This window comes from Nonomuraea coxensis DSM 45129 (assembly GCF_019397265.1).
GTDB classification, from domain to species: domain Bacteria; phylum Actinomycetota; class Actinomycetes; order Streptosporangiales; family Streptosporangiaceae; genus Nonomuraea; species Nonomuraea coxensis.
The window spans coordinates 520,057-539,700 of sequence record NZ_CP068985.1; the positions used below are offsets into that span (position 1 = coordinate 520,057).

Genomic DNA, 19,644 nt, shown 5'->3' on the forward strand with positions numbered 1-19,644 from the left:
CCTCCTTGCCGGTACGGATCAGGTCATAAGAGCCCTCGTGCGAGCGGTACCAGATGCACTCCCCGCCGTCTGCGCGTCGCGAGGAAGGTGATGCGTATGTGTACGCGTACTCACTAACCGTTCGATCCGACATGGGCTGGATCGTATCTCCGTGTTTCTCCCGAGGGGAGGTCTCCGGCGGGTCAAGCTGCCAGGGCGTCATCGATCCTCCGATTTGCGATCTCTTGGTGGCCGTCGACGCACTTGGCGTAGACGCGGAGGAGAACGTCAACGCTGTGCCCCGCCCGCTCGGCGACCTCAGGAGCCGGTACGCCCGCGTTCAGCCAGAGCGAGACGGCCGCGTGGCGAAGGTCGTACGGTCGGCGGGCGAGGGGAGAGGCGACCTGGGCGGGAGTCAAGGCCAGCTTCCGCGCCTCCTGCCATACCTCGGTGTAGGCCGTTGAGGCGATCACCCCGCCACGCTCGCTCTGGAAGAGCCGGCCACCCGGCCCAAGCCCGAACTCGGCGATGTGGTCCCGGATTATCTTGACCAAGGCCGGAGGGATGGGCACGGGCCGGACATCATCCCGGCCGCGATGCTTGAGCCCGCGTTCCTCGTGGGCATCGCCGGTGTCCGTCCACTGAGTGTTGACCTCCGGCCGGGAGACGTCGATGAGGAGACGTCCCCACCCTGCCGCAGGAAGATCGCAGTCGTCCATGCGCAGGGCGATCACCTCGGCGGGCCGGAGGGCGGCGTAGTACATGCACGCAAACAGGGCCATGAGGCGCCTGCCACGTCCCCGCCTGCCGACGTAGGTCACCGCGGTCAGGAGCTCTTGAGCCTGCCGAGGGTTGACGACGATCCGAGGGTCTACCGTCTCCGTGGTCTTCGGCGGCTTCCACTTGATCCGGTGCAATGGATTTGCCGAAAGCTCCTCCAGTTCCACGGCGTACTCCAAGACCGCGTGCAGCACGGCGCGCTTACGTCGAACGGTGTTTGCGCCGGCCGCCTTGCCGTCGAGCCGAAGGGCTATCGCGTCGAGTGCCAGCCGCACGGTCTTCGCCTCGCCGAGGTCGGCCAGGTCGAGCGATGCGCCTTCCAGCCACCGAATCGCCCGCTGCATGTCGGCAGGAGGGACGGGACGTTTCCCTTCAGGGAGAAGCGCGTACTTGCGCAGGGCCGTGCGCAGCATCTCTGCGTCCGGTCGGCCGGGCTTGTCCTTCACGAGTGCCGGGAGCGCTGTCGCGAGCGCGTCAGACATGCTGTCGCGGCTCTTGGCCGCCATGTGCGGCCACTTCATCTCGACGTAGGCCCTGACGAAGTCGAGGACCGTTCGAGCACTCTTGGCTTGGAGCATGGAGAGCGGGAGACCGGTCTCCATGTCGAACGGCTCCCCGCGCTTGGCCGCCTGCCGTAGATCCGACAGCAGGTTCTCGGCGTGCGCTTTGGTTCGGAGCGTTTTCGACTTCTGACGGCCGCCGACCTTCCACCGGACGACATAGGAAGGCGTCTTACTCGACTCGTTCCGCGTGATCGCCCAGAACTTCACGTCGTAGGAGGTGTTCACGCGGCCTCCCGCAGGCTCTCAAGCCACGCAGTGAACTCGCTCCGGTAGATACGGAGTTCGCCGTTGGGCAGCTTGAAGCCCTCTGGCGCCTTGCCGACCTCGCGCCAGCGGTAGAAGGTGCGGCGGGAGACTCCGCCGAGTTCGTCGAGGACTTGAGCCACGGTCAGCAGTTCGTCTCGCTTGATCATGCCGCCCTCCCCACGTCCTCGGTTTCCGGAAGATCTTGACCGGCTGCTCTGGCTTCCAGCTCTCGCAGGTGGGCTCGCCAGCGTTGACGTTCGGCGACGGTGCGCAGGAGCCGTACGGCGAGGGGTGGCACGTTGGCGTCACCGGCCGAGACGGGCCGCCAGATGTAGCGGTGCGGGTCGGTGGGCTCGTCGGCCTGGCCGAGGGCTTCCAGCACCCACGTGCGGCGGTCCTGCCGATGCTCGGCCAGGGTCTTGTTGGACCACTTGCGGGATACCAGGACGCGACGGCCCGCGTAGCCGAGGTGTTCGGGCTTGTGCGCCTTGGAGCGGCAGCGGCCCGGAGTCATCCCAGCTTTGGCGTTCTTGGGCTGGACGCCGTAGCGGAGCCAGTTCGGGCAGTTCGGCGAGCAGGGTTCGTAGCGCAGGGCGTCGACCATGTGGGCGGCGTGCTCGCGCTGGGCCTGGCCGCCGTCGAGGGCGTCGCCGAGGGACTTGGTCAGATACTTGGACAGGTAGCGGATGCACTGGTCGGCGTCCGGCGTACCGGCGAGGACGCCTTGCACGTCCACCTGTTCGCCGAAGCGGATCACGTGGAGGGGTCCTGCGTCCTCGTCGAGGGCGTCGAGGGCTTCGTCCCAGGTGGGCAGGACCTCGCCGGTGACCGGGTCGAGGTAGCCGGCCTGCTCGTCCCAGACGGGCAGGTGGTCACCGTCGAAGCGCACCTCGTCGGCCTGTGGCCACCAGACCTGATGGTAGGTGGCGGCGGCTATCTGCTTGATCTCGGCGCGTGGGAGTGTGCCGCGGATGGCCATGTGCAGGTGCGGGGCGAGCCGCTTCTGAGGTTCGACGGCGGCGAAGTACTGCACGTCATAGCCAGCGACCCGGCGCAGGTTCTGCACGAACCGATCGACCAGCTTAGAGAAGTGCAGCGCGTCCCGAGCCGCCTGCCGGTAGTCGTAGGCGTCCGGATCGATCGGGACGCCGTCACGAACCTTGCCGTAGCTGGGCAGGGTGAGCGTGACGAACAGCGACGGCCGGTAGACCTTGCCATCGGGCGTGTGGAAAGTGCGTCCCAGGGTGGTGCTGGTCATCTTGCGCTTGGGCAGGTCGGGTGCGTCCTGCCGCCGCCGGGTCGAGCGGGAGCGCTTGGGCACCGCGGATCCGGTGACGCTGCCCCTCATCCCGGCGGCGTTGATCTCCTCGTCCAGGCCAGCGAGGATGGCGTCCAGATCGGTCGTGTCGTCGCCCGCCTGCGCGGCGGCGTCACGCTTGACCTGTATGTCGGCGCGGAACTCGACCAGCCAGCGCTGTTCCTCGTTCGGCTCGTCCGGGATGATGGCCGGTTCGGTGTCGAGGTGCCAGCCCTCACGGCACTGAGCCATACGAAGCTGCCGGTTGCGCTTGGCACACGACGGGCACTTACTGTCCAGAGTGGAGCCACACGGAACGTCTATGATCTCGGCCCTGCCAGTGACGATGTCGAACCGTCGCAGCGGGACGGGCTTGATGCAGACACCGTGGAGCTTGGCGACCTCCACGAGCACATCCCGGGCCATCGGCATGGCTTGACGTACGGCCCGGGGGAGAGCGCGGTCGTGCGGATGGGTCATGCCGTCCTCCCTTCGTTGGTGGTCTCGGTCATCGCGGCGCACAGCCGGTAGTGCTCCAGACGCGGGTAGGCGTCGATGCGGGAGTGATACAGCTCGAAGACCCGCATGCGGGGCAGGTCACGGGCGGTCAGCAGGACCAGCAGCGGGCGCCCCGCAACGAGGCTGATCTCGTCGGCGGTGCCGTGGAAGCAGATCCTCATGCCGCACCGCCGTGCGAGGCGTAGGTGTCGGCCATGGCGCGGATGTCGGTGTCGGAGACATAGGCGGCGCGGACCCGGACGGGTTCGGGGCTGGCTTCCAGCCGGACGTAGCCGACGCCCGCGCCCAGCTCCGGAACCGGCGAGATGTGGTCAGCCAAAGCTCCGCGATCACGTGCGCCGTCGCCGAGGACCATGTCCACCTGTTCCGACTCGTCCAGCCGCAGGGCGATCTTGTCGGGGAACAGGTTGCGGATGTTCATGACCTCTTTACGCGGGTCCTGCAACGCGGCCAGGACGCCCACGCCGACCGCCCGCCCTTGGGTGGTGAGCGTGGCCAGCGCGGCGGAGATGCGCTGCCGCAGTTGCCGGTCGGACTGGTAGGCGGTCAGGAACGCCACCTCGTCGACCACGACCAGGACGAACGGGTCATCGACGGTGGGAGTGTGGGAGCGCTGGAGACCGGCGAACCGGGCCGCCCGCTTCTGCATGACGCTCACGGCCTCGTCCAGCAGGTCGGCGCACTCTTCCGGAGTGGCCGCGTACCGCTCGCCGAACAGGTCGCGTCCGTAGGACAGTTCCATCAGCTTGGGATCCAGCGCCCACAGCTCGACCAGCCCCGCACGCGCGGCGGGCAGGAGGGTGCGGATGACGGACCAGATGATCGACCCCTTGCCGGCCCCGGTCGCGCCCGCGACGAGGACATGGGTGCCGTGCACCTTCAGCCGCCACGGCCGCCCGTCCTCTTGCTTGCCGATCTCGACCGGGCCCACGGTCGGCTCCTGCGGCATGGGCAGCGCCGAGAGGGGCGAGGCGAGTGGATCGCTGCGCGGAAAGGTCAGCGTCAGATGTCCGGCCCGAGACAGCGCCACCCGGCACGACTTCGCGCCGAAGCCTTGGGCCAGGTGGTCGAGGCGATCGGACCAGTCCTTGACCGCCTGGCCCTTGAGCATGCGCACGGTGACCAGGTCGGCCCACGAGGTGCAGGTGACCCTGCCCAGGCGCGGGAGGTAGTCACGGCCCCGGAGGTGACGGCCGAGACCGGAAACGACCATGACGGGTTGCCAGTGACGGCGGTAGACCCAGACGAGCCGCCACCAGGCCAGCAGCCGGAAGCCGACGAGACGGGCGAACGACGGCCGGTCGATGAACGCCCACGAGATCAGGGCCAGAACGACCGTCCCGGACAGAGATGCCGCCGCAGGCCAGCCGTAGACGTACCAGACAGCGCCGAGGGTCACCGGGACAAGCGCCGCGATGGGGTGACGCCAGATCATACGGACGAGCCCGGCGAGCATGCGCCAGACGAGGATGACGATGGTGAGGATGGCGGGAGTGGTGACGACGGCCGGACGGAAGACGACGGCCGTGTCGGGCGTGGTGGAGACGAGGTTGCGCGCCTCGTCGCCAGGCAGCCGCTTGAACATAAGCTGGGAACCTCTCGTGATGTGGAGTCGTGGGAGAACCGAGGGGCCGCCGGAAGTTGCCGCTTCCAGCGGCCCCGCCTCATGTGTCAGACCGCCGAGTCGCCGGCGTCCTTATCGGCCTGTTCGGCGTGCAACTGCTCGCAGTCGGCCAGGTAGCGAGCGGCAGCGGTGAAGATCTCGCGGGCGATGGCCAGATCGGCATCGGTGATCGGCCCGGCCCCGGTGGTGGAGATGTGCACGTTCGCCTCGTCGGAGGTGAACTCCAGGAACGGGCGCGGGTCGTCGAGCAGTAGCCCGGCGCCGGCCCGGAGGCGCGGCGTGTGGAAGGAGACCCGGACCTGCGGCTCGGAGTCGGGCCGCAGAGACAAGGTGACGTAGGTGTAGGGCCGGTGCGCGCTCATGCCGCCACCCCGCGCCCGTCCGAGAGTCCGTAGAAGCTGCGCTCCAGCGAACGGGCGAAGCGCGATGCCTCGCGAGCGAGCTGGCGCGCGAACTCCAGGTCCTCCACCGTGACCGGCCCGCTGGTGGTGACCAGGACGGAGGTGGCGCCGAAGTCGAGCGCCAGAACGGGCTCGCGGCGCGGGAACGGGTGGTTGAGGGTGCGGGCGGCGTGCCCGGTGGTCAGCCGGATCACGCTGTTGCGCGGGGTACGGCGTCGGGTCATTTAGGCGGCGTCCTTCCCGGCCGAAGCCTTGCTCTGGGCGGGCTGGTTGAGCTGGCGAGGTGCGTGCATCTCGCGAACCTTGATCGAGTACGCGAGACGGCCGGCGGCGTTGACGTACGGCGTGACGGACATGCCGTCGAACTCGACCGGCGTGAACGGCAGCCCCGGCATCGGCTGCGGGGGCACCGGCTGCACCGGGGCGAGGATCTTGACCGCCACCGTCTTCTGGGCGGGCTTGAGAGTCGGGTCACCGTCCATGACCGCGACCTGCCAGACCAGCTCACCGGTCTGCTTGTCGCGGGCCTGCACGAACCGGCCGCCGGCGGAGGCGTCGAAGTCCTTGACGGGCTCGACCTCGCCGACGACGTAGCAGCCGTGCGGGAAGACCATGGGGTAGGTGACGGGGATGGGTCCCTGGATGGCCATGTTGTTCCTCTCGATAGCGGAGGACAGCTCTTCATTCGCTCGTCCACTTGTCCGCATGAGTTGAGACTAGGTGACCGCAACTCGTCCGCACAAGTGGATGAGCGTTAAGTGGCGGGTAAGAGTTAGCTCACCTTGAAGACATCTTCGAGCACGTGCAGGCTCCCCGGCAGCGCCAGGCTCACCACCATCAGCACGTCGCCGGCCGCATCGTGCACGGTGGCCAGCACCCCGAGAACCGGGTTGGACGACCCAAGGAGCTCGGCTTCCTCCTTGGTCGGCTTGCGCGCGCTGACCCGCTCGGTGATGTGGTCGAAACGCAGATGCTTGACCGCCTGGAGATGCTGGCGGACACCCCGCCGCAGAGGCTCGGGCTTGTCCAGGTCAGTGCCGATAGCGTGCTCCAGCGGCACCCAGATCGTCTCTACCGCCGAGACCACATCGGCCTGCCGCGCCACTCTCTTCCGCGCAATCAGCGGCGTTCCCTCGGCAACACCCAGCAGGCGCGCGACATGACGAGGAGCCGCCACACGCCCTGCCTCCAGCACCGCATCCGCGTTCTCGCCCTGCTCGGTCGTGCTCAGGCTGGGGCGTACGGCCTCGGCAGCGCTCTGCGGGCGACCTTTGACGAACGACCCGCGGCCATGCTCCCGCTCGATCCACCCCTGCATGGCCAAGGTCTGAAGAGCGCGCACAACAGTGGTCCGGCCGACGCCGAGTTCGCGCACGAACTGGGTCTCAGACGGCAGCATGTCACCCGGGGCGTACTCGCCCGATTCGATCCGCTCCTGAATCGTCCGCATGACCTGCGCGTACTTGGGTGGGGCGAAATCCATGCCCATCTCAACCGCCCGTTCACTCTTCCACTCGTGCGCATAAGCACAGTACCGGCTGAGGCAACCGTCTGTCAGTGGCCCTCGTCCAAAGGGCAGCAGGATGTAACCGGCTCAAGAGCCTTCACCATGGCAACGCACGTGGGGCACGCCCTGCGCGCAGTCACAGAGAAGGGCACCGACCAACCACACATCGGCAGCGGCCAAGCCGGCGATGAACACAACGCCACCTCGGCGCCCGGCTCCACGGCGTGCAACTCGGTCGACTGCCCCGTCCTCATCAGCCCGGTCACGAACGCCGGGGGAGCAGCTACCACGACCGGCTCCTTCAGATCGAGGTCATCCCACTGGAGCGGCCAGCGCCGTATGCCATAGGGCAGCTCACAGGCGTAGCCGTCGAGCCGAACCAACGCCGTCGTACCGTTGCTCAGGACCGCCACCACCACGCCCCGACGCCCGACCAGCGCCGAGTGAAGAGCACGCGTGCGCACATGGCTGTGGAAGGTGTCCACGATCGTCGCTCTCCAGCCGATGCGCGAACCCGGGTCGCTCACGACGACTCCGAAGCCTGCCGAGACCGGAGTTCCCCTCTCTGTCAGACTGCTGTGAGACATGGGATGAACGAGTCCTTTTGATACGAAGCAGGGCGAGACAGGACGATCGAGACAGTGACGATGACCCTCGCCGACCAGGCCGCCATGAGCGGGCAGAACGGTCAGGCGACCGACAAGCAGGTGAGCCGGCCGACGCGCCGGACGTTCACCGCGGCCTACAAGGCACGGATCCTGGCGGCCTTCGACGCTCTGCCCGAGGGCAGCTCCGAGCGTGGCGCCCTGATGCGCCGGGAAAGGCTGTATCACTCGCACATCGAACACTGGCGAAAGCAGCAGGAGAACGGGACGCTGGCCTCCTCGACAGGTAAACCGAAGAAGGACACGGAATCTGAGGAACTGGCCCGGCTGCGGGCCGAGAACAAGAAGCTCAAAGCCGACGCGGCCAAGCTTGAGGCCAAGAACGAAAAGCTCACCAGCGAACTGGGGAAGACGAAGACCGCGCTGAATATCGCGGGAAAAGCATTCGCGCTGCTGGACGACATCTCACGCAGCGCGGACTCCGACGAGACCTGAACCGCATCATCGACGAGCATTTCCCGGGCATGGAGACGGCCGTCGGCACGACCAAGGCGTGCGAGGTACTCGGCAAGGCCCGCGCCAGCCTGTACCGGCAGCGAAATCCGAAGCCGCGCAGGCAAGGTCCGCGCCGGCCGTTTCATCACCCGGCGGAGTTGTCCGAGGAGGAACGGGCGCAGGTGCTGGCGGTGCTGGACTCGTCCCGGTTCGCCGACAAGTCGGCGGGCCAGGTATGGGCGATCCTGCTGGATGAGGGCACCTACCTGTGCTCGCAGGCCACCATGTACCGGTTGCTGCGCGAGCGCGGCCAGTCCGGCGAGCGGCGCGCGCAGGCCACCCATCCGGCGAAGAAGAAGCCCGAACTGGAGGCCGACGGACCGAATCAAGTATGGAGCTGGGATATCACGAAACTGAAAGGCCCGGCGCGCGGCGTCCACTACCTTCTCTACGTCATCCTCGACATTTTCTCCCGCAAGGTCATCTGGTGGGAGATCTGGCCGACCGAGAACGGCACTCTGGCCAAGGAGTTCATCGAGCGCGCCATCGAGCGCAACGGCGGGATCGCACCTGACGCGATCCACGCCGATCGCGGCACGTCGATGACGTCGAACACCGTCACTGGCCTGCTCGCGCAGCTCGGGATCGATCAGTCGCATTCACGGCCGCGCGTGTCCAACGACAACCCCTACTCGGAGGCGCAGTTCAAGACACTCAAATATTGCCCGGCGTTTCCCGGGAGGTTCGGCTCGATCGAAGACGCCCGTATCTTCTGTGAGCAGTTCTTTGATTATTACAACAACGAGCATCGTCATTCGGGTATCGCGATGCACACTCCCGCGTCCGTGCACGACGGCACCGCCGTCAAGATCCACGCCCAGCGGGTCGCCACGCTGAACGCGGCCTTCCTGGCCCGCCCCGAGCGGTTCCGCGGCCGGCGCCCCTACCCGCCGTCGCTGCCGGCCAGAGTGTGGATCAACAGGCCACCTACGACCCTCCAGAGCGACGCTTCACCTCAAACCACACAAGTAGCCTGATGTCTCATTCGGTTTGACAGGCACCGTTCGGAGTAACGCATTGCCACCCGGCGCGCCGCCCCGAGAGGGTCATTCGCCGGATGCCACGCATAGATAACCCGGTGGCGATCGGGATTCCATCCGGTACGCCACCAGAACCGCATACCGTCGCACCACACGACCAGGCCCACCCAGACCGAAACCAGCGCCAGCCCATAACCATCATGGACCTCGGCATTGATTCCTTGGTGGCGCAATTCCTGTTGCAGGAACGCGGCCGATCGACAGGGACCGCCGCCGATCAGCATGGAGGCGGTCACTTGGCAATCCGCTCAAACAGCACGGACCCCGCCGGATCCAGATATGCGCGGAAGATCTGACGGCTTGACAAAGCGTCAGAACCCGCGCCGAAGTCAAAGACCCTATGCACGATGCTGCCCCGGACAGAGACGTCGCCCGGCACGCTCCGCATCGCCTTGCGTAGTTCGTCCATCGCCGTGGCCTGGAACGCCGAGGACCCGCACGGCCCCAGGGCGTCGCCCTGCTCCGAGGGGATGCGGACCTCCCACTCGAACCGCTCCTGCGGCGTCTCGGCCGGCCCGGGGCAGTGCAGGCAGTCCTCTTGCGCGGATGCTGCCAGACCCAGCCCGGTGGCAGCGACATGGCCGCGCCGAGTGACGATCTTCCAGCCCCGCCCGTCGCACTCTGTACATCTGACTGGCGTTGTCATGCCGGACAGCATGATTGCCGATACTTTTCAGACCTATCCCACGCTGATATACGACCACGGGATATAGGCTCCGCCGCGCGTGGGAAAGCATCGTCCGGGCACGAAAGCCGGAGGTAAGCAATGCAGAATGGCGCGTTCGACCCCATCGAACTACCCGCTCCTGTCTGGGAACACGAACAGACCCGGGACATTCTCAGGAAGCGCGACATTGCCGGACTTTTCAGGATCGCAGCCAAATACGGCGCCAGTCAGGTCCGCATCGGCACCGCCACCGGTCTCGGCCAGCCCCGCGTCAACGCCATCCTGCGCGGCAACGGAACGATCAAAGAACTCGCCGTCATCGAGCGCATCGCCGTCGGCCTACGCCTGCCCGATCACGCCCGCATGCTCCTCGGCCTGGCCCCGCTGGACATCGCCTCACCGACCGGCGACCACGACGACGAACACGAAGAGCAAACCACCGAACTCCTCAGCCGACTGGACGCCGCCTCAGCAGTGGACGACACCACGGTCATGATCCTCCGCACTGACACCAACAACCTCCGCCTGCTGGACCGCCGCCTCGGAGGACCCGCCATCACCGACAAAATGCACGCCCAGATGGCCCAGATCGAACGAGCCCACCGCCACGCTGTACGCCCACGCATCCGCGCCCAACTCGCCCACCTACTTGCCGAAACAGCTTCCTTGGCCGGATGGCAGGCCATCAACACCGTGGCGCTCAACGACGCCTGGAACCACTACGAACGCGCCAAGGCCGCCGCTCGCGAATCCGAGAGCGCCGCCGTTCTGGCCTACGTCTCCGGCGAACAGGCGTACGTCCTCATGGACCTGGGCCGCCCCGCCGAAGCCGCCGACCTCCTCCAGCACATCCACACCACCCACCGCGACCGCGTCCCCGCCCGCCTCAGAACATGGCTCGCCGCAGCCGAAGCCGAAGCCGCGGCCATCCTCGGCGACGAAGCCGCATGCCGCCGAGCGCTCGACCAAGCCGCCCTCGTGCTGCCGGAAGGCGACGGCGACCCGGACATGCCCTACCTGTCCATCAATGCCCACCACTTCGCTCGCTGGCGCGGAAGCTGCCTACTCCGCTTTGGCGATCCCAGCACCGTAGAGGACCTACGCTCAGCACTTGCCGGGATGGACGGCACCTACAACCGCGCCGAAGCAGGCGTCCGCTGCGATCTCGGCCACGCCCTGCTCGCAGCCGGCGAACCCGAAGCAGCACAGCCCCACATCCAGCGCGCCAAGCAACTGGCCACCATGACCGGCTGCCGCCGCCAACGACGCCGCATCGAAGAACTCTCGCGGGCGGTCAACCGCGCTCTCGGCCGTTGAGCCGCTGCTGAGCCTGAAGCAATCCAATCAGCGTCCCGGACGTCCAGATGTCTCCGCGAGCAATCATGTCGGGGATCTCGGCCATCGGAACCCACTCGATCCGATCGGCCTCCACCTCACCCTCAGGCTTACCGACCAGTTCGGCACCATGCACAAGGAACAGGATGTGCTCGGAGTCCACCATGCCGGCCATCGGCTGATAGCTCACCAGGTGCTCAACCCGCTTCGGCCGATACCCGGTCTCCTCCTCCACCTCCCGCACAGCGGTCGTCATCGGATCCTCGCCTGCCTCCACCAGCCCGCCAGGAAGCTCCCAACCCCATCGATCGAACACGAACCGATGCCGCCACATCAGCAGCACCCGATCCTGCTCATCGAGAACGACAGCGATTGCGGCCCGATCCAGATGCACAACGTGATGCTCGAACCGCTCCCCGCCTGGGATCTCCACATCGGCCAGCCCCAACCGGATCCACCGGTTGTCATAGACCAGCCGTTCCCCATGCACAACCCAGCGTGTCAGCTCAGCATCATCATCCACACCGTGAAGCTACCGCCTTATTCGTACCCGGTGTATAGCTTCCAACCAGACACTGTTATCACACCGTGTCCCGCGCTTGGCTCTTCAGAGGTCGCGGGCAACTGAGCCCCAGCATCCTGAGCTTCCAGGACAGTTTGTGTCTGAGGGCTGCTTCTTATAGATCACTCCCACACCGTTGTCGGGTCGGTCTGTGCGACAGCTTTGATTTCCGCTTGCGTCATGCCCGTCACATTCCTGAGATCGGCCCCTCGCAGATCGGCACGCTCAAGATGGGCGCCTTCGAGGTTTGCCTTGGTGAGGTCAGCATGCCGCAGGTCAGCGTCTTGCAGGTGTGCGCCGTCCAGACGCGCATCCTTAAGGGATGCGGATGTAAGATTCGCCTTTGTGAAGCGGGCATCGGTAAGCATCGCTTGGCTGAGAATCGCGTTCCTCAGGTTCGCACGCCGAAAAAAGCTTGCAGGTGCTTTTATTCGGTCCAGGTATGCGCCTGACATGTCCGCATCGTCCAGGTTAGCCGAAAAAAGGGTAGCGCCAGACAGAATCGCGTATCGAAGTTGTGCTTGTGCCAGGTTGGCCCTGGCCAAGTTCGCATCGGTTAGGTGCGCTCGGGCTAGAGGCGCTCCCGAAAACCTTCATACCCTGAAGGTCGATGGCAGAGAGGTCGAAGGCGAACTCTGGTTCGCTGGGGCTCAACCGGGCGATCACACTTAACGCGGCGGCCACGTCTACACGTGCCTGCCCTTTTACCAATTCGGACGTGGGGGGGTGTGCGTGGAGACGGACGTAGGCGACGAGCACCTCGATGATTGTGATCTTGTCGCGATCGGAGTCTAAGGCGAGGCGCTGAAGCGCGTAGACTCCGCCCAGCCGGACATCGACCTTGGTGGAGCCAAGCTGCTCAACCGCTTTTGTGTAGCGGTCTGTGAGCTGCCCTTCCCGAGTTGCGTCCAATGTACGAGCGGATACGTCAAGCGTGCGAGCCGTGTAGACGAGGCCAGCGCCTGTGAAGATCAGTCCGGCAACTACGACTAGCCCCGTTGCAGCTTGCAGCACGGTGCCCCGTGCGTTGTTGACGGCGTCAACACGATCCTTGATGCTGAGCCGCTTGCGCTCGCGCGCGGTCAGAGGTCCAGTCTCCCCAGCCATTCGCCGTGCAACTGGTCCGAGAAGCACGGCCATCCCTACAACAGCCGTCACGCCGGCGACGACTGAGGATATCGTCCACCACAGCCACTGCGGCCCTCGTGCTCCGGCAGCTGTCCACAAGAGTCCCGGCGCTGCTAATGCGCCTGCCGCGACAAAGACCGCAACGATACGCCCCCTGCTGCTCCGCATAGCCACATTGGACTCGCAGCCAGACCACCAGCCCATGGAAACCAGGATCTCGGAATCGGACCGTGATGCTTGCGCGGCACCGCTGCCGACGTGGTCCTCGTCTGGAATGATGATCAGTTGGACGGCCTAATGGAGCGCTGCCCCAGATCCGGGCGGCCTTGAGGTCACTGCCGAATTATTCTTGTAGGTATCAAGCGGCGGCGCGGCGCGCCGCCGTACCCCCGGCCCTCCGCCCGCCCGCCGTCCGGGCGTGCGGCCTGGGGGCCGGTCCCGGACGGCGGCGGGACACCGGGCCGGGCACCGCACGCCGGCCTCGCCGTACCAACCGAACGCACCGACCAGGGTTGCCACACCGCCGCACAGATGCAGCCCTACGATCGCCACTGCATGGCTGGTCGCCGTGAATGGCTGGGGGCGATCGACGATCCAGGGTTCGTTCCTCACCCTGGCTCACCGACCGACATGGCTGATCTTCAAGGCTACTAACTGCGTAAGTAGGTCGGGCGGAACATGCGGTCAGACTACGGTGCGTTCTGAGAGGATCAAGGCTCAGCCATTCACCGAAGGGTTAAGGAGACCAAGTTGACGCCCTCTGGCGGTCCTGCGTGGACTGACACTTTCACTGCCATCGCAGCCGTGGTGGCCATAGTGGTCTCTCTGTTCTCGGTCTGGTTCGCCAGGCGGCAGGCCAGCGCTGCGATTGATCAATCGGCCGATGCTCAGCGAGCCGCTGACGCAGCCAAGGACCAAGCGGTGTCGGCACGCGATCAGGCGGAGATTGCTGCCAAACAGCTTACGCTCGACCGCACCGCATTCACAGAATCGCAGCAACCATATGTAGTCGTTGACATCCGGGCGTCCGACTTCATCTCCGAGGCCCTGGTTCTCATAGTCGAGAACGTAGGACCCACAGTCGCCCGCAACGTTCGGATCAGATTCAATCCGCCTGTTCAGACCTCGATGGATGGGGACGATGGGGAGAAGCTTGCGGATGCCCTCATCTTCACCCAGGGCATCCCTCATTTGCCACCTGGGCGCAGAATCGAGGCGCTCTTCGATATCGGATGGCAGTTCTTCAAGAAGGATCTGCCTCGTAAATACACCGTAACAGTAGAGGCTGATGGACCATACGGTACTGTCGAACCACTCACCTATCTGATCGACTTGGAGATCTACCGTAAGCTCCGACACCTCACCATCAGAACTCGCCATCAGCAGGTGCAAGAAATCGAGAAGCTTCGTGTAGCAGTAGAGAAAGTCGCCCAAGAACTCGCCCGTCCACGCAGAGAAGCCGAAGCGGCGGAGTGGCAGCGAGTAGTCGCGGAGCAGAGAAAGCGAACTAGGCGCACCACTTCAACTAGCGCGCACGACTCCTTGCAGTCTGGAACAGAAGAGGTCGGCGAGGGAAACGGCAGCTAGCGTTTCACTCGTATCACTGACTTATTGGCCGGCCTTCCCGGCTAGAGCATATAAATAATGCGGAGGGGTGAAGTCATGGAAGTGCACGTAACGATTTTAGGAGATGCCGCTGGGCAAGAGTTGCTCAGCTTGCGCGACTGGCTTGATGGCGAGAGCCAACTGCACGGAAGAGTGCGGTATCTGCTGACGGCGCCCAAAGCCACAGAACTGGGCTCTATGCTCGATACTCTGGCGATAGTCATTGGATCCAGCGGCACCACGGCCCTCTTTGCGCGTGTTCTCACAACCTGGATTAGAAGTCGTCGATCGGACATAACCATCAAGATCAAGGCTGCGGATAAAACCATCGAGATCAGATCACAGAGCGTAAGTGACCCTCTCCATCTCCTAAAAGAAATACTCAAAGATGAACAGCAATAGCGAATCACGAAACTTCTCGGCTTCGCGAGCCGTGCTTGTCGGAGTGTCGGATTACGATGATCCGGATTTCGTTCCCGTCCCCGCAGCATGCAATAGCCTCGATGCAATTTATGAGGTGCTCACCGATGCAGATCTCTGCGGTTGGCCAGAAAATCGCGTAACTGTGATTAGGAATCCAAGCAATGCTGGGAGGCTGGCGGCGCAACTTCGGTCCATCGCTACTGACGCGCGTGACATTTTCATGCTCTACTTTGTAGGGCATGGCACGCTGACGCCAAGAGGGGAATTGAGTCTCACCCTGACTGATACTGTTGCTAGTGACTGCGACTATACGGGATTGCGCTACTCCTGGATAAGAGAAGCGTTTCTCGATACGCCGGCGCGGACAAAAGTAGCAATTCTTGATTGCTGTGCCGCTGGACGTGCACTTCAAGCTCTATCTGTCTCCAATCAGCTTCTCCAAAGCGTCGCAATTGACGGTGTCTATACATTCGCTGCGACGGAGGGAAGCGCCCCTGCTCATGTGGTGCCATTCAAGCATCAGGCCAGCGAGATGACATCGTTCACTCGCGAGTTGGTCAGGGTTATCAGATCAGGGATACCGTTAGCACCCACATGGCTCACGTTGGAGCACATATACACCCACGTTCGGCATGGGCTATTAGGGAAAAATCTTCCCGCTCCCAACCGCAGCCTTCTGGGTAATGTGAATAACTTCCGTTTCGCAAGGAACGCGGCTTCCCATGCGGTTCACTCCGAAAAGGGTGGTAACTATCTTGATCTGCGTCGGCGGGAGCTAGCTGAGATAATAACGGTCAACCCTTCCATTGCTCTCCCCTCTTGGCCAGCGGTAGAGCAGGAGGGGGATTATAACTTGTCCGTCGAAGCTAGAGACCCTTCGTTTATATGCATGGATAGGTATTTCGTGCGCACCGGCACTGGTAGGCGCAGCGCCTTTGAAATCTGCGATCTACTGGGACCTTTGAACGAGCTTATATATGTGAAGCGGACGCGAAACTCGATAGCGCTTAGTCATCTATTCAATCAAGCGATTGTGGCGGTCGATCTGCTGGTTAATGTACCGGAAGTTCGTATGGCTTTCAGTTCGGCCGTGCGCGAGCGTGGTCGGGATCGTCTTTTGGGTGACGACAGCTTTCCGTGGAAAGTCGTTTTTGCGTTGGCGGGGGAAGTTGGAAGAGCTTTGACCCCTGAATCCCTGTTTCCGTTCTCGCAGATTACGCTCGTGCAGGCATCTAGGGCTATCCGATCTCTCGGAGTGGTGACAGAAATGATCGGCATAGAGATTGAAGCAGAGAGTCCGGGCGCCTAGCTAAGCCTCTAGCCGAGAAAAACGGTGGATCACAGGTGGGTCGTATTGGATTTTCTCGTCGCATAGATCGTTGAAGAACGACGGTGATGCGTGCGCGGCTGTCCTGAACGATGCTCTCCAGGCTACTCGTGCGGCTTGGATACGCAGGGTTGTGACACTGGGGCCTGGGTTTGATGATCCGGAACTTACGCGTAATGATCTTTACGTTCTGAGGTATCTACGGATCATTTCCTGAGGTCTGGGGCCGGAGAGGGTGGCAACCGCTGTTCCACTTTCTAATCCGACGGCTACAGGCTCCATCTCGAAGGCGCCTGCTACGCCGGAAAGTCCGTATTCCAGGGATAGGCGAACCGCTCGGGCGCTGCACCCCACTCTTGGAGCAAGGTCAGGAGGTCAGCCTCGTCGGTGGCGACGATGCGTTTGATTTCGTTGCGTCCAATGTCGTAGTCCCAGCCGTCGAGGTGCTCGATGACGTATTCGCAGTGTGTCAGTTGGAAGCCGCGCCTCTCGTCGTTACGTGTCCAGCCTTCTCGTCGGGCGGTATCGTCGGCTTCGCTGCGCAGTGGGCGGATCTCGATCCATGCCCGATACTGCGGCCGGCTCGCCTCGACTTCGGCGACGAGGGACCTGCCAAGGCGAAGCGCGCTTAGCTTGTCTGTCGGGAAGACTGCCTCAGCGGGTTGATCCACAGGTTCCAGGGTCTCACGGTGGCGTCCGGGGAGCCGTGCAATATACGTGCAATGATCTTGCTGGTCGAGGCATTCTGACAAGACGGCACAGCAGGTCAGAAGCATTGACGCGGTAGGAACGGTCACGAGCTGTAAAACCGTCGGCTCAGCCTACGCAAGTTCGAACCTTGCACCTGCCACACCAGCGGGAAGAGGCCCGTCACCAGCGGAAACGCGGTGACGGGCCTCTCGCGTTGTGTCCGGCTGTCCACGGCGATCACCGGCTTCCTACGGCCTCTCACGGCCGATACGCGGCCAAGTTTCGGGACAGCGCCCAGCTCATGGTGTGGTGCCCAAGTCGGTGGGAGTGGTTCGGTACGGCGGCGCGTGGTATGACAATGCCCCGCGCGGCGCCCGCGCCGTGACCGGCCCCCAGGCCGCAGCGCGGCGCGGGGACGCCAGCGCAGGGCATACGGCGGCGCGCCGCGCCGCCGCCGCTTGACCGAGTATCACGAGTTACCTGTCGATGCCGTCGCCGGCAGGCGCTCTACGGCCGGCGCTCCTATGGCGACTGTCAGGACGAGCTTCGGCAGCGAACGGCGGGCTGAGACGATACGGATGAGCTGCCGGGGAATCGCGATTGCGCGTTCAGCTCAGCCGGGCGTGCGCGTAGGCGGTCATGGCGTCGCGCATGTACTCGGCCAGGCCTTCGGCGACCTGCTCGTAGTTCGCCCGGAACTGCTCCTCTTGCACCTGCATTCGGGCCAGGTGTAGATACTGCGCCGCGGTCGGCATCCAGGACTCGCTCAGGTGCCGATAGTGGACGTCGAGTTCGGCGAAGACCTGCGGGGCGTCGACGGGGGTGCCGGCGAGCATGTGCTCGGCCATCCGTATCATCCCTGCCGTCGCCTCCCGCTGCATCTGCTCCAGCTCCTGCGGAGTGTGGCTGGCCAGGAGCTCCTGCTGCCCGCTCTGCTGCCAGTGCTCCGGCCACCGCTCGCAGGCGGCGGCCTCGTACCGTGCACCGTCGAATCCCTTGAACAGGTTTTCCGGTCTACTGATCTTGGACATGGTCGTCTTCCCTTCGTTCCGCTGAAGTTCGGCGATGGTGCGCTCCACCATCCGGGCAACCTCGTCCAGCCGGTCACGCTCCGCCAGCAGGCGCTGGTGGTGCTCACGCAGCGCTGTGATGGGGTCGGTGTGCCGCTCGACGATCTCCTTGATCTCGGTCAGGCCGAGGCCCAGCTCACGCAGCACCAGGACCTGCTGCAAGCGCAGCAACTGGTCCTCCTCGTAGTAGCGGTAGCCATTCCCGCCGACCCGTGCAGGCGGCAGCAGCCCGACCTCGTCGTAGTGGCGCAGCGTCCGAGACGTCACTCCCGACATCCGCGCCACCTGTGCGATCGACCACGCCATGATCGGCTCACCCGTCCTTATCCATCGCCGAGCCGGTGCTTTCCGGCTCATGCACGACCGTAGAAGTTGACATAACGAGAAGGTCAAGAGTGAGGCTTTTCCACCCTGTTCGTGCAGTTCGGCAGGGGCCGGCGTCAGGACTGGTTGGCATGAGAATTGGCTCCCGGTGAGACGGGCGACCGAGGATCGCAACGAACAGAGGCTCCACATCCTCGAACGCACCTACCCCGGTGGCGGTCGCCCTTCCGGTGCGGACAAGATCGCAACAACGACTGGATTGGACACCTCTAACACCAAGACGGATGCCCTCTGGCGCGCGGTCACGGCCAATACGCGGCCAAGCCGAAGTGGCGGTGCCTGTATCCGCAGGTCAAGACGTGAGCGTGACCTTGCAGGTGTCGTCGTAGCACGTGCGCAGGCCCGGCCGGGCCGCGAGCTCCGTGGTGCCCGCGGTGCGTGCGGCGCTCATGGCGGGACCGGCCTGGCCGGCCGTGGAGGCGGGCCGGACCCGCGTCGTGGCGTCGGTCTGCGCGGGACCGTAGGCCACGGTGGACGCGATCATCAGAAGGGCGGCGGACGTCGGAGCCATGGCCTCCCTCTCGTCGTTCTCCCACACCTGCCGGCGGCCGCCGGCGGCGCACCCTTGGTAACACGCGGCCCCGGGGACCCTCCCGAGCCACGCGGTCCGGAGGAGCCGGCGGCCCCCGATTTGCCTCGCGCTAACCCCGGGGGGTATAACGGAGCACGTGAGAGTACCCCCTGGGGTATCCCGAGCACAGTGAAGATGGAGAGCAATGACCACCGACAACGCCTCCGCCAGCGTTGATGCCATAACCGCGCGCGCCATGATCGCCTCCAACCCCGACGTGCTCGTCGTCGACGTGCGCACGCCCGGCGAGTTCGATGCCGCGCACATCGACGGGGCCATCAACCTGCCGCTCGACCAGGTCGACACCCACCTGCGGCGGATCGTCTCCGACGCGGGCGGCAGGATGTTGCTGATCTGCCAGTCCGGCGGGCGCGCGACCCAGGCGCACAAGAAACTGTGCGACGCCGGGCTGCCGGACGCGACGGTGCTCGCGGGCGGCATGAACGCCTGGATCGCCGCCGGGGCGCCGGTGGTGCGCGGCCGGCCGAGGTGGAGCCTGGAACGCCAGGTCCGCCTGGTCGCGGGCGGCATCGTGCTGGGCGCGGTCGTGGCCGATCTGTGGCTGCCGGGCGCGCGATACGTGGCCGCCTTCATCGGCGCGGGCCTGACCTTCGCCGCGCTGACCGACACCTGCGCCATGGGCATGCTGCTGTCCCGCCTGCCGTACAACCGTGGCCCCGGCGTCGACGTGGACCAGGCGCTGGCCTGCATCCGCCGCCCGAACGCCTGACCCCCTGTCCCCCCGGCCCACCATCGGCGGGGACAT

The 19,644-nt window shown here is 64.8% G+C and carries 24 protein-coding genes; 7 read left to right on the forward strand and 17 right to left on the reverse strand.

The features are described 5' to 3' along the window. Nucleotides 1–182 precede the first annotated feature (182 nt). From Nocox_RS02565 to Nocox_RS02610, 10 genes are all read right to left on the reverse strand, one after another. Nucleotides 183–1,547, reverse strand: coding sequence for a tyrosine-type recombinase/integrase (locus Nocox_RS02565; protein ID WP_020546944.1), 1,365 nt, complete (start codon nucleotides 1,545–1,547; stop codon nucleotides 183–185). Continuing rightward, nucleotides 1,544–1,735, reverse strand: coding sequence for a helix-turn-helix transcriptional regulator (locus Nocox_RS02570; RefSeq protein WP_020546943.1), 192 nt, complete (start codon nucleotides 1,733–1,735; stop codon nucleotides 1,544–1,546). Before Nocox_RS02570 ends, Nocox_RS02565 begins: the two co-directional genes overlap by 4 nt. Continuing rightward, a complete protein-coding gene (locus Nocox_RS02575) occupies nucleotides 1,732–3,345 on the reverse strand; it encodes a replication initiator (RefSeq protein ID WP_026215117.1) in 1,614 nt (537 codons plus the stop codon). Before Nocox_RS02575 ends, Nocox_RS02570 begins: the two co-directional genes overlap by 4 nt. Continuing rightward, on the reverse strand, nucleotides 3,342–3,545 hold the full coding sequence (locus Nocox_RS02580; RefSeq protein WP_020546941.1) for a hypothetical protein: 204 nt from the start codon (nucleotides 3,543–3,545) through the stop codon (nucleotides 3,342–3,344). Before Nocox_RS02580 ends, Nocox_RS02575 begins: the two co-directional genes overlap by 4 nt. After that, nucleotides 3,542–4,969 (reverse strand): FtsK/SpoIIIE domain-containing protein, encoded by a 1,428-nt coding sequence (locus Nocox_RS02585; protein ID WP_020546940.1) that lies wholly within the window; start codon nucleotides 4,967–4,969, stop codon nucleotides 3,542–3,544. The genes Nocox_RS02580 and Nocox_RS02585 overlap by 4 nt, the downstream gene beginning before the upstream one ends. Nucleotides 4,970–5,055: 86 nt before the next feature. Continuing rightward, the gene (locus Nocox_RS02590) at nucleotides 5,056–5,370 is read right to left on the reverse strand and encodes a hypothetical protein (RefSeq protein WP_020546939.1); all 315 of its coding nucleotides are present in this window, start codon (nucleotides 5,368–5,370) and stop codon (nucleotides 5,056–5,058) included. Then, nucleotides 5,367–5,633, reverse strand: a complete 267-nt coding sequence (locus Nocox_RS02595; protein ID WP_020546938.1) for a hypothetical protein — start codon at nucleotides 5,631–5,633, stop codon at nucleotides 5,367–5,369. Before Nocox_RS02595 ends, Nocox_RS02590 begins: the two co-directional genes overlap by 4 nt. Further along, a complete protein-coding gene (locus tag Nocox_RS02600; RefSeq protein WP_020546937.1) occupies nucleotides 5,634–6,059 on the reverse strand; it encodes a hypothetical protein in 426 nt (141 codons plus the stop codon). Nucleotides 6,060–6,181: 122 nt separating this feature from the next. Beyond that, nucleotides 6,182–6,898, reverse strand: a complete 717-nt coding sequence (locus Nocox_RS02605; RefSeq protein WP_020546936.1) for a GntR family transcriptional regulator — start codon at nucleotides 6,896–6,898, stop codon at nucleotides 6,182–6,184. Between the two features lie 65 nt (nucleotides 6,899–6,963). Continuing rightward, the gene (locus tag Nocox_RS02610) at nucleotides 6,964–7,443 is read right to left on the reverse strand and encodes a hypothetical protein (protein WP_020546935.1); all 480 of its coding nucleotides are present in this window, start codon (nucleotides 7,441–7,443) and stop codon (nucleotides 6,964–6,966) included. A gap of 114 nt (nucleotides 7,444–7,557) precedes the next feature. Here Nocox_RS02610 and Nocox_RS02615 point away from each other — a divergent pair, with 114 nt between their 5' ends. Both Nocox_RS02615 and Nocox_RS02620 read left to right on the forward strand, forming a co-directional pair. Next, nucleotides 7,558–8,016 (forward strand): hypothetical protein, encoded by a 459-nt coding sequence (locus Nocox_RS02615; protein WP_219495483.1) that lies wholly within the window; start codon nucleotides 7,558–7,560, stop codon nucleotides 8,014–8,016. 29 nt (nucleotides 8,017–8,045) lie between these two features. Further along, complete coding sequence (locus Nocox_RS02620; protein WP_219495485.1) at nucleotides 8,046–9,053, forward strand: IS3 family transposase; 1,008 nt, start codon at nucleotides 8,046–8,048, stop codon at nucleotides 9,051–9,053. 295 nt (nucleotides 9,054–9,348) lie between these two features. Here Nocox_RS02620 and Nocox_RS02625 read toward each other — a convergent pair whose 3' ends face one another. Further along, nucleotides 9,349–9,762: a hypothetical protein gene (locus tag Nocox_RS02625; protein ID WP_085996019.1), complete on the reverse strand. Its 414-nt coding sequence runs from the start codon at nucleotides 9,760–9,762 to the stop codon at nucleotides 9,349–9,351. A 120-nt stretch (nucleotides 9,763–9,882) separates the two neighbouring features. On the opposite strand from Nocox_RS02625, the gene Nocox_RS02630 reads away from it, so the two are divergent. Further along, nucleotides 9,883–11,100 (forward strand): NsdA family TPR-like regulatory protein, encoded by a 1,218-nt coding sequence (locus Nocox_RS02630; RefSeq protein WP_020543324.1) that lies wholly within the window; start codon nucleotides 9,883–9,885, stop codon nucleotides 11,098–11,100. Here Nocox_RS02630 and Nocox_RS02635 read toward each other — a convergent pair. From Nocox_RS02635 to Nocox_RS02645, 3 genes are all read right to left on the reverse strand, one after another. After that, nucleotides 11,078–11,641 (reverse strand): NUDIX hydrolase, encoded by a 564-nt coding sequence (locus Nocox_RS02635; protein WP_157383061.1) that lies wholly within the window; start codon nucleotides 11,639–11,641, stop codon nucleotides 11,078–11,080. The two genes, Nocox_RS02630 and Nocox_RS02635, sit on opposite strands and share 23 nt — an antisense overlap. Nucleotides 11,642–11,802: 161 nt before the next feature. After that, on the reverse strand, nucleotides 11,803–12,225 hold the full coding sequence (locus Nocox_RS02640) for a pentapeptide repeat-containing protein (RefSeq protein ID WP_084685670.1): 423 nt from the start codon (nucleotides 12,223–12,225) through the stop codon (nucleotides 11,803–11,805). Further along, a complete protein-coding gene (locus tag Nocox_RS02645) occupies nucleotides 12,152–12,820 on the reverse strand; it encodes a hypothetical protein (RefSeq protein WP_157383063.1) in 669 nt (222 codons plus the stop codon). The genes Nocox_RS02640 and Nocox_RS02645 overlap by 74 nt, the downstream gene beginning before the upstream one ends. A 792-nt stretch (nucleotides 12,821–13,612) precedes the next feature. On the opposite strand from Nocox_RS02645, the gene Nocox_RS02650 reads away from it, so the two are divergent. From Nocox_RS02650 to Nocox_RS02660, 3 genes are all read left to right on the forward strand, one after another. Then, nucleotides 13,613–14,395: a COG1361 family protein gene (locus Nocox_RS02650; RefSeq protein ID WP_157383064.1), complete on the forward strand. Its 783-nt coding sequence runs from the start codon at nucleotides 13,613–13,615 to the stop codon at nucleotides 14,393–14,395. A gap of 75 nt (nucleotides 14,396–14,470) precedes the next feature. Then, entirely contained in the window at nucleotides 14,471–14,815 is a 345-nt protein-coding gene (locus Nocox_RS02655; protein WP_157383065.1) for an effector-associated constant component EACC1, read from the forward strand. Further along, nucleotides 14,802–16,145: a caspase, EACC1-associated type gene (locus tag Nocox_RS02660; protein WP_084685672.1), complete on the forward strand. Its 1,344-nt coding sequence runs from the start codon at nucleotides 14,802–14,804 to the stop codon at nucleotides 16,143–16,145. The genes Nocox_RS02655 and Nocox_RS02660 overlap by 14 nt, the downstream gene beginning before the upstream one ends. A gap of 314 nt (nucleotides 16,146–16,459) precedes the next feature. Here the strand turns inward: Nocox_RS02660 and Nocox_RS02665 are convergent, their stop codons facing one another. The 3 genes from Nocox_RS02665 to Nocox_RS02675 form a co-directional block, all read right to left on the reverse strand. Beyond that, entirely contained in the window at nucleotides 16,460–16,834 is a 375-nt protein-coding gene (locus Nocox_RS02665; RefSeq protein ID WP_020543326.1) for a hypothetical protein, read from the reverse strand. Nucleotides 16,835–17,461: 627 nt separating this feature from the next. Continuing rightward, complete coding sequence (locus Nocox_RS02670; RefSeq protein ID WP_020543327.1) at nucleotides 17,462–18,229, reverse strand: MerR family transcriptional regulator; 768 nt, start codon at nucleotides 18,227–18,229, stop codon at nucleotides 17,462–17,464. A gap of 370 nt (nucleotides 18,230–18,599) precedes the next feature. Next, nucleotides 18,600–18,818, reverse strand: a complete 219-nt coding sequence (locus Nocox_RS02675; protein ID WP_020543328.1) for a hypothetical protein — start codon at nucleotides 18,816–18,818, stop codon at nucleotides 18,600–18,602. Between the two features lie 205 nt (nucleotides 18,819–19,023). Here Nocox_RS02675 and Nocox_RS02680 point away from each other — a divergent pair, with 205 nt between their 5' ends. Then, nucleotides 19,024–19,608, forward strand: a complete 585-nt coding sequence (locus tag Nocox_RS02680; RefSeq protein ID WP_026214363.1) for a rhodanese-like domain-containing protein — start codon at nucleotides 19,024–19,026, stop codon at nucleotides 19,606–19,608. Nucleotides 19,609–19,644 lie beyond the last annotated feature (36 nt).

Excerpts from the sequence above, each read along its gene's own strand:
- Nocox_RS02570 (WP_020546943.1), bottom strand. The coding sequence starts at position 1,735 with ATGATCAAGCGAGACGAACTGCTGACCGTGGCTCAAGTCCTCGACGAA.
- Nocox_RS02575 (WP_026215117.1), bottom strand. The coding sequence starts at position 3,345 with ATGACCCATCCGCACGACCGCGCTCTCCCCCGGGCCGTACGTCAAGCC.
- Nocox_RS02580 (WP_020546941.1), bottom strand. The coding sequence starts at position 3,545 with ATGAGGATCTGCTTCCACGGCACCGCCGACGAGATCAGCCTCGTTGCG.
- Nocox_RS02585 (WP_020546940.1), bottom strand. The coding sequence starts at position 4,969 with ATGTTCAAGCGGCTGCCTGGCGACGAGGCGCGCAACCTCGTCTCCACC.
- Nocox_RS02590 (WP_020546939.1), bottom strand. The coding sequence starts at position 5,370 with ATGAGCGCGCACCGGCCCTACACCTACGTCACCTTGTCTCTGCGGCCC.
- Nocox_RS02595 (WP_020546938.1), bottom strand. The coding sequence starts at position 5,633 with ATGACCCGACGCCGTACCCCGCGCAACAGCGTGATCCGGCTGACCACC.
- Nocox_RS02600 (WP_020546937.1), bottom strand. The coding sequence starts at position 6,059 with ATGGCCATCCAGGGACCCATCCCCGTCACCTACCCCATGGTCTTCCCG.
- Nocox_RS02605 (WP_020546936.1), bottom strand. The coding sequence starts at position 6,898 with ATGGGCATGGATTTCGCCCCACCCAAGTACGCGCAGGTCATGCGGACG.
- Nocox_RS02620 (WP_219495485.1), top strand. The coding sequence starts at position 8,046 with ATGGAGACGGCCGTCGGCACGACCAAGGCGTGCGAGGTACTCGGCAAG.
- Nocox_RS02625 (WP_085996019.1), bottom strand. The coding sequence starts at position 9,762 with ATGACAACGCCAGTCAGATGTACAGAGTGCGACGGGCGGGGCTGGAAG.
- Nocox_RS02630 (WP_020543324.1), top strand. The coding sequence starts at position 9,883 with ATGCAGAATGGCGCGTTCGACCCCATCGAACTACCCGCTCCTGTCTGG.
- Nocox_RS02645 (WP_157383063.1), bottom strand. The coding sequence starts at position 12,820 with ATGGCCGTGCTTCTCGGACCAGTTGCACGGCGAATGGCTGGGGAGACT.
- Nocox_RS02655 (WP_157383065.1), top strand. The coding sequence starts at position 14,471 with ATGGAAGTGCACGTAACGATTTTAGGAGATGCCGCTGGGCAAGAGTTG.
- Nocox_RS02660 (WP_084685672.1), top strand. The coding sequence starts at position 14,802 with ATGAACAGCAATAGCGAATCACGAAACTTCTCGGCTTCGCGAGCCGTG.
- Nocox_RS02670 (WP_020543327.1), bottom strand. The coding sequence starts at position 18,229 with ATGGCGTGGTCGATCGCACAGGTGGCGCGGATGTCGGGAGTGACGTCT.
- Nocox_RS02675 (WP_020543328.1), bottom strand. The coding sequence starts at position 18,818 with ATGGCTCCGACGTCCGCCGCCCTTCTGATGATCGCGTCCACCGTGGCC.
- Nocox_RS02680 (WP_026214363.1), top strand. The coding sequence starts at position 19,024 with ATGACCACCGACAACGCCTCCGCCAGCGTTGATGCCATAACCGCGCGC.